Annotated in this window: 6 protein-coding genes; 2 read left to right on the plus strand and 4 right to left on the minus strand. The window is 58.2% G+C overall.

All coding sequences use genetic code 11. The annotated features are described in order from the left end of the window. Positions 1-7: 7 nt before the first annotated feature. The 4 genes from BM400_RS01195 to BM400_RS01210 form a co-directional block, all read right to left on the minus strand. Complete coding sequence (locus tag BM400_RS01195) at positions 8-994, minus strand: aldo/keto reductase (protein ID WP_217644064.1); 987 nt, start codon at positions 992-994, stop codon at positions 8-10. A gap of 161 nt (positions 995-1,155) precedes the next feature. Next, positions 1,156-2,607: an alpha-L-fucosidase gene (locus BM400_RS01200; RefSeq protein WP_245781618.1), complete on the minus strand. Its 1,452-nt coding sequence runs from the start codon at positions 2,605-2,607 to the stop codon at positions 1,156-1,158. 312 nt (positions 2,608-2,919) lie between these two features. Further along, entirely contained in the window at positions 2,920-5,712 is a 2,793-nt protein-coding gene (locus tag BM400_RS01205) for a hypothetical protein (protein WP_089835854.1), read from the minus strand. 539 nt (positions 5,713-6,251) lie between these two features. Further along, positions 6,252-9,686: a TonB-dependent receptor gene (locus BM400_RS01210; protein WP_245781619.1), complete on the minus strand. Its 3,435-nt coding sequence runs from the start codon at positions 9,684-9,686 to the stop codon at positions 6,252-6,254. A 556-nt stretch (positions 9,687-10,242) separates the two neighbouring features. On the opposite strand from BM400_RS01210, the gene BM400_RS01215 reads away from it, so the two are divergent. Beyond that, entirely contained in the window at positions 10,243-11,526 is a 1,284-nt protein-coding gene (locus BM400_RS01215) for a hypothetical protein (RefSeq protein WP_089835858.1), read from the plus strand. Between the two features lie 340 nt (positions 11,527-11,866). Next, a complete protein-coding gene (locus BM400_RS01220) occupies positions 11,867-16,408 on the plus strand; it encodes an Ig-like domain repeat protein (protein ID WP_175528808.1) in 4,542 nt (1,513 codons plus the stop codon). Positions 16,409-16,414: the final 6 nt, after the last annotated feature.

Here is a 16,414-nt window from a genome sequence, read left to right on the forward strand (position 1 = left end):
TTCTCCATCATGCTCTTGCGTCAGCCTGCAACCCAACGGGAGCCTCGGCGGCGGCATGTCTTCCAGGTTGATTTTCCGCAAGGCCGGAGATCCAGGTAGAGTTCATGACCGGTCTTGCGATAACACGTATTTCCTTCATGAGCTCAGGCTCATGAAACTCTGCCAGCGCGAGAAGCGCGTCGTCGATCTGATCGACGCTTCGAAATCCGACCAAGGTGGTGGCGACTGCTGGATGAGATAAGCAATGGTTCAACGCAACGGTGGCAGACCGCACCCCATGGGTCTGACAGAGCGAGACGATCTTAGCGGCGGCATTCCTCACTGGAGATGGAGCGGGATGCCATTCAGCGACGCTGCCACCCGCCAGAAGTCCCATGTGGAGTGGCGACGCGTTCAGAAGAGCCACACCGAGTTGTTCCGCGACAGGGGTCAGTTCCAGATCCATATCGTTCATGAGCAGATTGCTATGGCAGTAGTTGAGAACAGTGTCGACGGGGACCTGCTTTAGGATGCGTGCAAGTAGCCCTGGCCAGTAGCCTGTCACACCAATCCAGCGGACCTTACCCGCTTCCTGGAGATGCCTGAGTGCGGGCAATGTCTCATGCACGATCTGCTCGATTGGACCAAATTCGACATCGTGAACCTGCAAAAAGTCGACATAGTCTGTCTTAAGTCTGCGCAAGGAATCTTCCAGTCCACGAGTGACGGTCGCTGCGGAGAAATCGAAGTGGCTGCTTCCATAACGGCCGCACTTCGTGGCGAGAAGTACCTGGTGCCGAGAACCTACCAGCGCATTCCCTAGGCGCTCTTCCGCAAGGGTCACACCGTAATAGGGAGAGACATCGAAGAAATTGATGCCGGACGCAACCGCATGCTGCACAGTCGCCGACGCTTCGGCGGATGTCATCGCTCCGAAGACATCACCGAGGGGAGCGGCTCCAAAGCCGATAGCCGATACTTCCAGGTTCGTGTTTCCCAGCGAGCGATACAGCACTGAAGACTCCAGGATGGCGTAAAACCCAATACTTTAGCGCTTAAGATACACCATTCCGGAAACGACAGGCAATGCAACAGGCGGGTAGACACGAAGACTTGCGCGGCAGGCTCTGCACTACGCCTGCCGTAGTCCGTTCAAACCGTAGCTCTGCCGTCGGGTTATGGCTGCGCGATGCGAAGAGAGTACGCATATTTTCCTGGCAAGGTCATGGGGAGCTGCAGCCTAAGATCAGCTCCCTCCTGTTTCCATGAGATGGGATTCGGATCGCCGAGCAGAAAGATCTGCGAGTCCGGCCTGGCCGTTACCGTATGCAACAAGACGCTCCGCGTCGTGGGAGCATCCAGCAGAATGGCGTACAGGTTGCCGTCTTTTTGGGTGAATCGCAAGCCAAGCGCCTCTCCGGTGTCTCCCTCCGCTCTGGTCCACGGCTTGGTTCCATAGATAGCTTCGCCATTCTGCTTGAGCCACTCTCCAAGGGCCTGTAGACGCGCCAACTGCACCGGCGAGATAGAGCCGTCAGCCTCGGGTCCAACGCCGAGCATCAGGTTGCCGTTCTTGCTAACAACGTCGACCAGCAAGTGCACCAGCTCCCTGGGGGAGATGGTTTCGGCCTCGCCTTCGGCGCGGTTATATCCAAAGGACGCTCCGAGTCCACGGACCTCTTCCCACTTTTTTGAACGGATCTCATGGAAGTTCACGTACTCGGGGGATTGAAAGTCAGCGTGCGCGACGCCGAATCGGTCATCGACCACGCCGTCCGGAACCGCATTGTAGTAATCAGCGATCACCTGAAGCGGTTTGCCAGTCTTTGGCCAATCGATGTCGTTCCACAACACCGCGGGATGATAGAGCGAGATCAACTCTTTCATCTGCGAATAGGCATAGTCTCCATACGCGACCGTCTGGGGCTTGATCGCCTCATAGTCCGGATTAGTCAGAACTGGGCCGCGGTCGAAGGTCCAGTCGAAACCACCTGAATAGTAGATCCCCATGCGCATACCCGCCTTTCGCACCGCCGCAGTCAACTCACCTGTAATGTCGCGTGGGGAGGTGATCCCCTGCTGGTTTGGATTCTCAACTGCGGTCGGCCATAGCATGTAGCCGTCGTGGAACTTGGTCGTAACAACGACATACTTCACCCCTGCGTTCTTGAGCTGATTGGCCATCTTCTCGGGCTGCCATTTCAAACTCTCCTTTTCAAACTGCGAGGCGAATTGGTAGTACCCGAAGTTCGCCCCGAAGTGTTCGCGATGGTAGGCCTCGGTTGGGGAACCGGGAACTCGCATGGCGTTGTAGTACCACTCTGCATATGGATCGTCCTTGATGAAGTCCTGAGAGGCAAAGTCATGGTCTTTATGAACGAGCGGCGCCCATCCCGGCACAGAATAGATGCCCCAGACCACCATGACGCCGAGCTTCGCATCGGCGTACCACTGCGGGAGAGGATGTCGTTCGAGCGACGTCAGGTTGGGTTGGTACGCTGCGTTGGCTGGAGCAGACTGAGCACTTGAGACATCTGAAGGCCAGGCCAGTGTCGTCGTACATAGCAAGAAGGCTGTTCGGGTAAACGCTTTCACAAAAACTCCTTTTATCTGCAAAAAATGATTCAACGATATTAGCGCAAGTCTCCGCGATGTGCTGGTCGATCCAAGCGCTTGCAGTCGTGATGCCGATTTGGCGGAGCATGTTGGATTAGCCGGGTGGCTCCAGCTCTTCCTCTTGATCGCTGAGGGCATCAGTAACATTTGGGCACACGACAATGCGGAGGGTCATCTCCCGCCTGAGCGCTTCGCGGGCCTCGCTTACCAGCACACGCGTATTGCGCTGGAGGGTCTTCTTGTTTTCATGGTGCAGCCAGGAACGTCATTCCACCTGAATGAGAATCTTGAGCCTTCCCTGCCGTTACGTAAGCATACGCATCTTTACGGAGTGCCACTCCATGTAAAGACGGTCAGCGAGAAGGGCGGCAAGGAGTACGGAATGGTTCCTTGGAAGTTGGTTATCGAACTCTGCGAGAGGCTGATCGCGGAGGATGTCTCGTTATTATCGGTCAGATTTGCGGAGGTGAGTCCGGAGACCAGGACCGTGCCCGTTGGGGCATTGGCGCCCGAGAAGGTAACGGAAAGCGCTGAGGTGCGGCTGAGGTTGATCACGACGGCACTCCGCTGATGGTTGCCGTCGCTGAAGGCGAATGCCTGAAGGAAATGGGCGCCATTCAACTGGATGGAGTCGTTCGTGCTGAGTGGCTGGTTCCAGGTGGGATTCGCGCCCGTCATGGTGGTACTCAACATGTTGGCCAGGATGGCGGTGTTGACGAGTTGCTCCGCGAGAAAGACGGGACGCCGGAGATTCGATTGTCCGCCCATATCGATGACCGTACCGAAGACGGGAGAGGTCTCCGTCCCGCCATGGGTGTTGTTGAACGAGTTCGCATATCCAGGCAGAGCCCACACATTCTGCGTGGTGACGCCAAGGTCGCGCATCTGAAGCAGCATGTGATCCGCCATCGCAATTCCTCCGGCGACGGAAGGCACGACCGCGTTGACCATACTCTGCGAAGCCGTGCCACTGGTCGTGGCGATGTTCTCTTCGTAGGTGACAAGCTTCTTTCCGGCGGCCTGAACGATCTTCGACTGCTGCGCCATCCAGCCGGGCGAGACACTATCGAACATCTCAGGCTGCGCGAACAAGGGACCAAAGATGGCTTCGTTGGACGAGGTATCGTTGAGCGTGGACAGCAGATAGGGAGCAACCGAGACCGAGTCATAGCCTGAGCTGCTGGCTATCTCCTGGCCAGTGTAAAAGGGATTGAGGACGAAGCTCCCCATGATGAGATCGAAGTTGTTCTGGCTGTAGGCGGCCGAACTCCTGGCTGCCCCGAAGATGGTGGCCACACGCTTGCCATAAGCGATAGGGTCGTTGATAGCGTTGCCCGGGAAGGTCGCGTAGTTCCACTGTTCATTGCCCAGTTCAAGATGAATCATGGGGAAGACGGTGGTCCAGGGGAGAACCTGCCCGAGAGCCGCGCGTTTGGCTCCGTAGGGCGTGGTTGCATCGCCGCCGAGGTACTCGACGAGGTTCTGCATCTCGAGAGGGGAGATAGCGGGAGGTAAACTGTACCAGGGCTCTGCGCCGACAGTCTGACAGAGTTGCAGGAACTCATGCAGTCCAATCGCGATGTCATCCTGCTCGGTCTGCTGCGTGCTCGAGCCCGCGCGCAGACGGCCAAAGGCAGGGGTCAACATATTGTCGATGGAGCTGCCGAGGCTGGGCAGGCCATCCATATAGCGTAGCGAGCCGGGATGCAAAGAGGTCAAGGTGCTGACGACCTCGTCGCGGAAGACGGTGGGGTTGGCTGCAGTCGCTGTCGCCGGCTGCAACGTTACGTCGTCGAGAAGAACGCTCGCGCCGCTCGCCTGGAAGTGGAGATCGAGTGTTCCCGGGGCGACGGAGGGGGGCTCCGAAGCGATAAACGGTAAGGTATAGTCCTGCCACGCGGAGCTCAGGGTCAACGTCTGGTTGAAGTAGTTGCCATTCGGGATCTGACGTGCAAGGGAGACGTTCAACTGGTTATTGCCGCCTGCTCCCTTGGCCCGGAATTGGATGACGTAGGCTCCGTTGAGAAGAACGAAGTTGTGGGTGTTGGTGCTGTCGAAGTACGAGTCCACGCTTGCGGATTGTCCCGCCCCGGAGGCGGTCAGTCGCAAGGCCTGCTTGCCGATTGTATTCGGCGAGAGATCGGTAAACTCCGTGCTGAGCGTGCCTCCGCCGCCGGTAGTTGGCCACCAGCCAGCCTGCGCATTCCCTGGGACGTTCTTCCTGACGACGACAAAGTCGCCGACCGCCGGCGATGTGGCCAGCGATGAGAGCTGGAGGGTTGTCCCCACGTTCGCGCTGGCACTGGCGGCAGCACTGCCGATGACCGTTCCCGTCTCCCCCGAAGCAGCTCCATAGATGAACTCAAAGGTCGCTCCCTGGAGGAAGTTGGCTGGCCATTGTGCATACGTGTTTCCGTCTGTGCAGGTTGTGGCCGTGACGCTGGAGCAGCGCAGAATCGATTGCCACGTCTCCCCTTCAAACCCCGGATTGCGGAACGTGAGGTTACGCAAGAGCTGGCCGGAGTCATAAAAGTTCTGACCGTTGATGTTCATCCCGAGGCGTTTCATGCCGGGGTGCAGAACGCTGCTTCCAATCTCAATATTCGTTGCGTTTGGATCGATGGTGACGAGCAAGGTTGTGGTCACAGAGACCGTCACAAAGTTCGCGCTGTCGGTCGGGGTGAACGTTGCCTGGAGCGTATTGGTTCCCACTGGCAGCTTCGAGCCGGCCGCTGGGTTGTAGGCAAAGCTGCCCGGGATGCTGGCGACCGCGTCGAGTTGTGTTGCGGAAAGGACGGTGCCGACCAGAACGGATGCAGGGGCAGCCCATGTGATCGGAGGGGTAGCTTTCGCGACCACGAGAGAGACCGACGCCGACACCGAAGCATACTTCGTGGGATCCTGCGGCGTGAATGCAACGGAGAGCTGGATCGTGCCTGCGGAGGGCATTGATCCACTCGATGGGCTATAGACGAATGTACCGGGAACGGAGGACGTCGCGTTGAGCTGGGTTGCGGAGAGGGGCGTTCCGTACGTGATCGAGGCTGGAGCCGCCCATACGATCGTCGGCGTCAGCAAGGTGCCTGGTTGCGCTGGGGACGTCGAGAGAACCTGCAACGTTTTGCCACATCCTGAAAGCCCTGCCATCACTGCAAGCAGGAGAAAGAGGAAGCAAATTCCTGCAAGAGGGACGGTGCGTGGCTTCGATGGGTGCGGCATAAACACTCCGGATAAATCAGCCATGGCAATCAGCAAAACGGGGAGATCGGAACAAAGGATGCACCAGATTGCTCAGTATAGGCCTAAGTGGATGCTATCGTCCTTCTCTTGGAGGGCGCAGCATCGCTGACTCGAACGCGATCGGGACGCGCAATGCGAGTTGGCTTGTTCCCATGATTCTTTTTTGTAACTGACAGACGGTCGATGGGTCCTCTTCGAGCCGTCTTCCACTTGTCGGCCCGTATGACAGAGCAGCCCCTCATGAAGATCATAGCTCGCGTGGGGACGCGGATATGCTCAGACATCGTGTGGGTTGTGGTCCCTGTCGGTACCGTTGCGGGCGGCACATGCCGAACGTACTCGTCATGATTTCAGTTCGTAACCTGCAAAAGGGGCGAAGACCACGGTGTGGTCTCCGCCCCCTGATACTGCCTTGGTTAGAAGATGAGCTTTGCGGCGAACTGGAGCTGACGAGCTGGATACGCCGAGGTGATTGCCCCGTAGCCACCGTCGGTTCGAGTACCATCCGGTGCCTGGTAGTTCACCTGGTTCAATGCATTGAATGCTTCGGCGCGGAAGTCGAGGGTTGTGCCCTCTCTCCAAAGTCCGAATGCCTTGTGAAGGCCGAGATCCAGTTGCGAGAATCCAAGCGAGCGGGTAGCGTTGCGCGGTGCGTTTCCGAGCGGGCGGCTCGGATCGGTAGGCAAGGTTACCGAGGCCGGGTTGAGATAGCCGTTCAGAGCCGACGCCGTCTTGACCCAGTTGCTCGACGAATTGATGGGGTTTCCAATGATGTTCGGACGTTGGGCATAGAGTGTTCCCGACGAGGCAGCACCAGCGGTCAGAGCAAATGCATCGGAAGCCAGGGCGCCCACCTTGTATCCGCCAGCCGAATAGGTGAGGTTGACGGGCAGGCCACTGGTCGCGGTATGGATGGCAGTGAACTGCCAGTTACCAACGATGGTCTGCAGGATCGAACCGGAGTTCGCGCCGAAGCGACGTCCGCGGCCGAAGGGGAGATCGTAAATGAGCGACGTCGTGTTGTTGATGGGCTGGTCGTATCCGGAGCGGCCACGATCGTAGTTTGGATTGGTATAGGTGAGAAAGTTCGTATCGCCGTTGTTATTCTCAAGCGTTCCCGAGGCATTGTCCGTCGCGTGCGACCAGGTGAAGGCGTTCAGGAGATAGAAGCCTGAGGCATAGCGATGCTCGATCTTCGCCTGAAGCGCGTGATAGATACTGTCCCCTGCGCCAAAGGCAATCTCAATGCCGGCAAAGCTCTGCAGCGCGCGCCGCGCCTGCACCGTCTTGCAGGTGTTGACGTTGGTCAGGCACGTCGTTGGCTGGGGAGTTGCTTCGTTGTAGTCCGCCAAGGTCGGCAGGTGCTTGCCTTCGACGCCGACGTAGGCAATCTCCAACAGCGTATTGGCGCTGATCTGCTGCTGCAGCGTCAGGTGCCAGGCCTCCGCATATCCGTTCGGATCGTTCTTCGGCTGGTAGTGAGGCTGTGCGAGCAGTGGATTGAAGTTCGAGGCATCGGTGAAGCCGTTTGCGTAGCCCTGCATCGTCGTCCGGAAACAACTCGCGGGGTTCTGGTTGATGCTCGTGCATAGCGGCTGCGGGTTCGTAGCAACGAGGGGAGCACGCTGATTGACCTGCGCATCGAAGGTGAAGGGAGCGTTGTAGACCAAAAGATTTTCGCCGCCTTCGCGCACGAAGTGGGTATAGCTGATGCCATAACCGCCGCGGAGAACTGTTCCCGCCTGCGGCTCGTAGGCAAATCCAACCCGGGGTGCGAAGTTGTTCTTCTGCATGTTGACGAGAGCCCGGTTGTAGATCGATCCGGACGACGCAGTGATCAGAAGCCCCGTGGACGGCGAGGTGGCAGGATCGAAGTTGGCAAGCTGGTTGTTTGCCTCCCACATCGGCGTGCCCAGTTCGTAACGCAGACCGATGTTAAGGGTGAGCTTATGATTGACCCGCCAGTCGTCCTGCGCGTACCACTGATGCAACCTCTGCTGGATGTTTGCGACGTGCGTGTTATTCAACTCGTAGTGGCTGCGCGCTCCAAAGAAAAAGTCCGTCAGCGCGATATCTTCGTTTACATAGGTTGCGCTTGGAGCGGGCGTAGGAGCATATTGCCCCGCGGGGGGAGTGCTGAACGCGCCAGAGTAAACGTCATTGCCGTACTTCGGATGAAAATCGTCAACGGCGACCGCGATACGCTGATACTCATAGCCGAACTTTAGACTATGCGCACCACGCAGCAGCGAGTAGTTCACCTTCGGATCGATAACGAAGGGATTCTGCACGTTCGGGCTCGTCGTCTGGCGGCCGAAGGTGCTGAAATTATTTACGGCCTGCGTGTTCAAGGGTCCCACGATCCTGGGGTCGGTAGGAAGGTTCGGGATACCGGCCTGCGCAAGAAGGCTAGGCTGGCCGATGAACGGAGGCGCTTTGCTTCCGTCGATCAGGCTGATGCCGATACGCGCATCGATCAACGAGTTGTTGCTAACCGCATAGGTCATGCCGAAGGCCTCTTGCTGATCGAAGATCTTGACGACGCTGTTCGAGTTGCCGCCCGCGATCCCGGGGATGTTCGGCGGATCGAAGATGTTCACGTTGCGCTCGCTGAAGCGAAAGAAGCCGGTCAGCTTCGGGGTGAAGTACCCGTCATAGCGAGCATCTCCTTTGTCATCAGCAAGCGACCCGCGTGGCAGGGAGATGTAGTTGTTCGAAGCCGCCGCCAGATTCGGCAAAGGCAAAGCTGCCATCACCAGAGTCGCCAGCGGATTGATCTGGCTGGCAGGAACCTGAGAGAAGCCCGTCGCCGGATCGACCGGATAAATCTGGCCGGTATAGGGGTTCATGACCGCCGTTTGGAAACGGCCAGCACGCTGGTTTGCATCAGGGAGCGTCGCCGTTGCCAGACTCTTGGTGACGCGCCGCTGGCCCTCATAGTCCAGGAAGAAGAACTGCTTGTTGCGAAGGAAAGGCAGTTTGAGTGGTCCGCCGAAGGTTCCACCGAACTGATTCTGCTGATAGACAGGTTTCTGGGTCTGCCCGGTCAGTGCGTTCACGGGCGGCAGAAAAGGCCCGATCGCGTTGAGGGAGGTGTTACGCACATACTCCCATGCGCTTCCGTGGAAGCTGCTCGTGCCGCTTCGGGTCGTAACATTGATGACGGCTCCGGTCACGCGACCGTATTCCGCGCTGTAGTTGCTGGTCATCACCTTGAATTCACTCAGTGCATCGGGCGAAGGTTGAATGGTCTGGTTCGAAAATCCCTGATTGTCGGTTCCGTAGAGGTTATTGTCCAGACCATCGAGGATGAAATTGTTCAGTTCGCTCCGCTGTCCATTCACGTTGAAAGAGGAGTCACGGCTGGAGAGGGTTTGGTTTTCCAGGACGGATTTACGGACACCCGGTACAAGCAGCGCCAGGTCGGCGTAAGAACGGCCATTCAGCGGGAGGTTTACGATCTCCTGTCGGCCGATGACTTCGCCGCGATCGCTGGTGTCTGTCTCAAGCATTGGTTGCGCGGCGCTCACGGTAACCGTTTCGCTCACCGCGCCCAGTTCCAGATGGACGTCGATCCTTTGGCGGGCAGCGACGGCAACCGAGAACTGCGGCACCTTCGCCGTCTTGAAACCGGCAAGTTCGGCCGTGAGGCTATAGTCTCCGGGCTTCACCGACCCGAACTCATATTCACCCCGGCCATTTGAAACCACCCGCCGCTGACTGCCAGTGGCGACGTTGATCAGGATGACCGACGCCTTCGGTTCCAGGTTTCCGTCGCCATCCCGAACCGTGCCGAGCACGCTTCCGGAATCGAACTGGGCGAACACTGGGGAGAAGCCGAAGAGGAGCATCGCGCAGAGTGCCAGGAGGTAGAACCGCGCATGAAAAGAAAGGAGGATTTTCCGCTGAGTACGGAACAAACAGGTAGGAAGGTAACGAGCCATGGAACTCCTTGGAAGACTTCACGTATGGAGATGGAATGCGAAACAGACCGATCTTCCAGCAATCCAGGAGCGCGCGGTAGGTGGCAACACCGGGGTACCAGCCTGTAACCAGGTAACAACAATCGAGGAAGACAAATTGCGGGGACTTAACGCTTGCCCAGACCGCAGAACCTCTGTATGTTCATCAGAGATTAAAAGACAGTCGGAGACGTCCACGCTCTGCTTTACACCGTGGAAAGGAGAAGAGACAGGCCGCGTTGACAGGATGCCGTTCACGAAACTTTCACCTGACTTCACTAGCTTGAGGACATCGGCTCTCCCCACATAACAAGCTGAGATGAAACCCTCCTTACCGTCTCTTGAGAAACGATGCATGCCTTCCCTATCGCCTGAGCGAGAACAGATCCCCCCATCAAGTTCTGCCCTGTCGGCGGATCCTCGCTGGCACCTAGCGACGAGAATCGTGAAGTCCAAGAGCTTCGTGAAGTCCCCGTTCCTCACGAACTTTCTCTTGTATGTCTGCGATCGCGAGCTTCGCGGCTTCGGCGCTGAGATCACGGAGTATCAGATTGGCGTCCGCGCCTTCCGCCGCCCCGCCGACTACAACCCCGGCACCGACAACGTCGTACGTAACTACGCACGCCTACTAAGAAAGAGGCTCGAAGAGTACTTCCTGAACGAAGGAAGGGATGAGCCGATCCATATTCAGATCCCACTGGGCGGCTATGTCCCCGTCTTCCTGCCATTCCCCGCAGACGCAGATCCGAAGCCAGAGCTGGCAGAGTACACCGACGCTCCTCCTCTTTCACCGCAGCCCGTAGATACGGGAAACCTCCAACTCCAGGCAGTTCCACAACCCACATTCTGGAAGAGTTGGGGTCGCGCTATCGCCTGCAGTGCCCTCTCAATGGCCGTAGTCCTGCTTGCCGTCACCATTATCCCCAGCCTCGTCCGTGCAAGAACCCTCGCGCACGCATCGCCCGATCTGGATCATATCTTTTGGACGGAGGTCTTCCGCCCCGACCGCGATACACTCATCGTTCCCGCCGACAGCGGCCTGGGTATCCTCGAGAATCTTTCGCACCACTCCGTCCATCTTGAGGACTACATCACAGGAACCTACCTACCGCAATCCATGGCGCAAAAGAACGTGGACCTGCGCAGTTTAAAGGATGTCCGCACCCAGCAATACACCAGTGTGGTCGATATCAATGTCGTGGTTGCGCTTTCGCATCTGCCAGAACGCATCCCCGCCCGCTTCGCCATCCACTACGCGCGCGACGTCCGCATCGACGAACTCAAACACTCGAATGCGATCCTGCTTGGCTCAGTCCATACCAATCCCTGGGCTGAGCTGTTTCAGAATCGTCAGAACTTTGTGCTGGAGTATGAGACCGCGACCGATGACTCCTACGTCACCAACCGTCACCCCCTTCCCCCCGAGGCAAGGACCTACCGAAACGCCTGGGCCGAAGAGTCGCGACGAACCTACGCCGTACTTGCCTTTGAACCGGGGATGGACGGACAAGGTCATGTGATTCTGATCGCCGGACTGACCATGGCAGGAACACAGGCTGCCGCCGATCTCCTGTTGAACAAGAACAGGCTTGAGCCGATTTTGCGAAAGGCACTGAAACCAGATCATACAATCGCTCCCTTCGAGGTATTGCTCGAAACGAACAGTCTGGGGGGCGATGCTCCCGAGTCGCATATTGTTGCGGAGCGCTACGGAACCATCGAGGACTAAGTACTGGTAAGCAGCAGGCCAATACGGATGGACCCCAGTGCTCCATCCGTAATGGTCTTACGTTGGCAATGACTTGACCAGAACGTTGTCTGCGGGTTTCAATCCATAGGGCAAGAGAATCTTAATCCATCGCTGGGTCGCCTGGACGATTCAAATGCTTAGCGTAATTACCCTGTCAAAACCCAGGGAAGCCTCCGCCTTCCGGATGGCCATGTTACGTTCTATAGATTCTCCCCTTTGTTACACGGCACCATTTGATTCATCCCACTCCCCGGGCCCTCTTGCGTTTCACAATCACGAACGCGAACGATGCCATCGCTTCGACTCAGGAGCAGTAGTTATGTTTTCCAGGTTTCACTCGACCTTCTCGATCGTTTTCTTCGTCCTCTGCTTCGGCTGGAGCCTTCCGGGAATCGCGCAGACCTTGAGTGTGTCGTCCTCGATCTCCGCACTGACGATTCATCCAGGCGATTCCGGCATCACGATCCCCGTCACACTGGGCGGCACCGGAACTGGTACAAATCCTGTCAGCATCACGCTGACGGGACTGCCTTCGGGCATCAGCGTCTCTCCCCTGAGTCTTGCGCCCGGAACTTCCGGCGTGCTGCAACTCGCGGCATCGGTAGCCGCAGACCAGGAGGCCTTTCCGCATTACGATCCAACCAATCCAGACACCGCCACCAGCACGATCTCCGTCGTGGCCACGCAAGGTACAACGAGCGCGACTTTCCCGCTCTCCCTGACTGTTTCACTTCACAATCCCAGTTTCCTCCCGTCTCCGCAGGGGATCAACCTCCCCATCGTCAGCATCAATACAGGCGGGACGGCCATCGTGAGTAAGGCGATCAACGTGCCGGGTACCATAACGATCACGTCTGCCGATGGATCGACTACCTACCTCCCGGGTATCGCGGGAACCGACAACACTGCAACCTTCCATGTCCACGGCAATACCACGGCGTTGATGCCCAAGCTTCCGTACAGCGTCTCGTTGAACACAAGCACGGATCTGCTGAGCGGCATGGGACTCTCCTGCGGGTATGTGAAGAGCGGTGGCGTCGCGACGTGCGACAAGTCCAAAAGCTATGTGCTGCTTGCAAACTATGACGATAAGACACTATTGCGCGACTGGTCGGCATCGGCTCTCGCCAATTCAATCACCTTTGGTGGCGCGTATCTCAATTCTCCGGCAAATTCACCCACTCCTAGCGGTACGTCGACCCTGATGTGGTGGGCTCCTCATTCGTTGTTTGTCGAACTCTACTTGAATGGGGCGTATCAAGGCACGTATCAACTCATCGAGCAGGTCAAGGTGGATAGTCACCGCGTCAATATCAATGAGATGGCGAAGACCGATATCTCCGGCAAAGCATTGACTGGCGGTTATTTCCTGGAGATCGACCAACGCCAGGCGGAAGACTTCACCTTTATTACGCCGCATGGGGTTTATTTCGGACTTGAAGACCCGGACTTTACTCCCGAGGTTCCGGAGCAGACGACTTATATCCAAAACTATGTCAATGCTGCAGAAGCGGCATTGTTCTCCCCCAATTACACGGATCCGACGCTAGGCTGGAGAGCTTACTTCGACGACGCTTCGCTGGTGAACTACTATCTCGTCAACGACCTGATGGGCAACCTGGATGCGGGCCGTTTCTTCAGCAGCATCTACCTTTACAAAGACAAGAACAATCCCCTGCTGTACATGGGGCCGGTATGGGACTTCGATTTGAGTGCGGGAACCGCGCTCTCCCAGGCAATTACCGAACCGACCGTTCCGTGGATGCAGACGCAGAACCCGTGGTATCCCCGTCTGTTCAGCGATCCGTCCTTTCTCGCCGACGTCAGATCCCAGTTCAACGCTATGAAGAGCAATGGCGTATTGTCCAACTGGATTACGTCGATTGCCCAGCAGGGATCGGCACTGGAGACCGCGCAGAAGAACAACTTCTCGCGTTGGCCAATGCTGGGCATCCTGGTATGGCCGGATACAGAGGCAGTGGGCACCTATGACGGGGAGGTCGAGTTTCTCACGACCTGGCTGAGAAGGAGAATGGGCTATCTCGATACTGTCCTCAACACGAAGACGACCACAACGACAGCCCTTACCGCCACGCCTACGGTGCTTGTGGCGGGGACTTCAGCCACGTTAACGGCCACCATATCGGGCTCGCACCCGAGCGGCAGCGTATCCTTCAGCGCCAACACAGTGCCGCTTGGAACCGCCCCGATAAATGCCAGCGGAGTCGCAACCCTGACCACCACGAACCTTCCTGCGGGTCTGCTATACGTGAGCGCCTACTACGACGGTGATACGACAAATGGCGGCTCCGGCATCGGCATCATCCTGAACAATATCGCTCCTGTCGCAAGCATGACGCACCTCACAGCGTCGACGACGTCGCTGAACGCGGGTGATCCCATTACCCTGACCGCCTCCATGGTGTTAGGAACGAGCGTTCTGCCCACCGGTACGGTCACGTTCTACTCCAACGGAGCGTCGATCGGTTCAGCGACCCTGAACAGCAATGGCACCGCCAGCATCACCGTCACGAATCTGACGGTCGGCGCGGACTCCGTGACAGCCGGGTACAACGGCGACAGCATCTACTCGACCTCCACCTCCAACGCGCTGTCGGTTACCGTCAACGGCATCGATCCGCAGCTCGCCTTCACCACGATCGGTGCGCATACGTTCGGGGATGCGGCATTCGCCGTCTCCGCCACGTCGAACTCAACCGGGGCCCTTACCTACAGCGTCACCTCGGGTCCGGCGACCGTTGCGGGCAACATCGTTACGCTAACCGGTGCGGGACCGGTGACACTGACCGTTGCGCAAGCCGCGCAAGGAAACTACGCTGCGAGTACCGCGACCGCAACGTTCTCCGTCGCCAAGGCAACTCCCACATTGGCCTTCGCCGCCATTGCAACACACGCCTTCAACGATGCTCCGTTCACCGTTTCGGCAACCTCAGCCTCTTCCGGAACCGTGACCTACAGCGTCATCTCCGGGCAGGCGACGCTCTCCGGAAACACCGTGACAATCACGGGGCTCGGGGTCGTGGTTCTGGGAGCGAGCCAGGCGGCTCAAGGCAACTACGATGTCGCCTCGGCACAGACGAGCTTCCTCGTGATCAAGGCCATCCCCGTCATGAACTTCGCACCGGTAGGACCGCATACCTATGGCGATGCTCCCTTTGCCGTATCGGCGACTTCAACCTCAACGGCCACCATCACCTATAGCGTCGTCTCTGGGCCGGCAACCATCGCCGGCAATATGGTGACGGTCACAGGCGCCGGAACAGTCGTACTCCAGGCCGACCAGTCCGTCCACGGAAACTACGATATCGCAACCACCCAGACAAGTTTTATGGTAGCAAAGGCCACCCCGGTGCTCAGCTTCGGGACTCTGGCAGCACACACATTTGGCGATGCGCCCTTTGCGGTATCGGCCACTTCGACCTCTCCAGCCTCCATCACCTACAGCGTCGTCTCCGGACCGGCAACCATCGCTGGTAGCACCATGACACTGACAGGGTCCGGAACCGTTCTGCTCCAGGCCGACCAGCCGACCCAGGACAACTACATCGCCGCATCCGCACGAGGAAGCTTCACGATAGCAAAGGCCACCCCGGCGCTGACCTTCGGAACCCTGGCAGCGCACACATTTGGCGATGCCCCCTTTGCGATATCGGCCACTTCCACCTCCCCCGCTACGATCACCTACAGCGTCGTCTCCGGACCGGCGACAGTCGCTGGCAACATCGTTACCCTGACAGGAGCCGGAACCGTTCTTCTCCAGACCGATCAGGCGACCCAGGACAACTACAACGCCGGATCGGCCCAGATGAGTTTCACCGTGACTAAGGCTACGCCTGCAATCAGCTTCGCGAGCATCACAGGGCATACCTTCGGCGACGCTCCCTTCACAGTTTCAGCAACCTCGACATCCTCCGCGGCCATCGCGTACCGGGTGGTATCGGGACAGGCCACGATCTCCGGAAGCACCGTGAGCCTCACGGGAGCGGGAGCGATCGTGCTGGCCGCGACCCAGGAGGCAACGGATAACTATGCCCTTGGCTCCGCGAATACGAGCGTGCCCGTTGCCAGGGCCGCGATCGCGGTCACTCTCTCGGCAAACAGCACATCGATCGTGCCGGGACAGGCCGTAATCCTTACCGCAACCCCGGCGGCAACAGGCATCAGCCTTCCAGCGAGTGGCACCGTCAGCTTCCTGGTGGACGGCGCCGCCCTGGGGCAACCTGTCTCGATGAGCAGCGGCGTCGCGGTGCTGAGCACCACGGCTCTTCTCTCTGGGGCGCGCAGCGTGACGGCGGTCTATAGCGGCGACCAAAACTTTCTGGCTTCGACCTCAGGCAGCGTCGTGGTGACGGTGGCTCCTCTTGATTTCACCTTGACCGCTGGATCGAGCGTCTCTCAGACAGTGTCCGCAGGGACCTCGGTCAGTTTCAATGCACAGCTTGCCCCTCTGTACCAGGCATATCCGGGAACGGTGAGTTTCAGCCTGACAGGACTGCCGGCCGGAGCGACGTATACGGTAAGTCCGGCGACCGTGGATGCGGGCGCAGGAGCTGTACCGGTAGTGGTCACGCTCCGAACCAGCACGGCGACGGCCAGGCGCACGTCCAACTCCAAGGTGGTGTACCTCGGCTTCCTGGTACTTGCGTTGCCTCTGGCAGGAATGCGGCAGAGACGAACCAGGGGACTGATGCTCGTTACGCTGCTTGCGCTGCTTGGTGGAACGGCCGCTCTCTCCGGTTGCGGCGACAAGGCGACCGTTGCGCAGACGTTTCCGCTTACGCTCAACGCAACCTCAGGAAGCGTGCAGCACTCGGTATCGTTCACGGTGACGGTCCAGTAAGGCGAG

The organism is Granulicella pectinivorans (assembly GCF_900114625.1).
In the GTDB taxonomy this organism is placed as follows: domain Bacteria; phylum Acidobacteriota; class Terriglobia; order Terriglobales; family Acidobacteriaceae; genus Edaphobacter; species Edaphobacter pectinivorans.

Bases quoted from the DNA above. Each gene is read 5' to 3' on its own strand.
- BM400_RS01210 (WP_245781619.1), bottom strand. From the start codon at position 9,686: ATGCTCCTCTTCGGCTTCTCCCCAGTGTTCGCCCAGTTCGATTCCGGA.
- BM400_RS01220 (WP_175528808.1), top strand. From the start codon at position 11,867: ATGTTTTCCAGGTTTCACTCGACCTTCTCGATCGTTTTCTTCGTCCTC.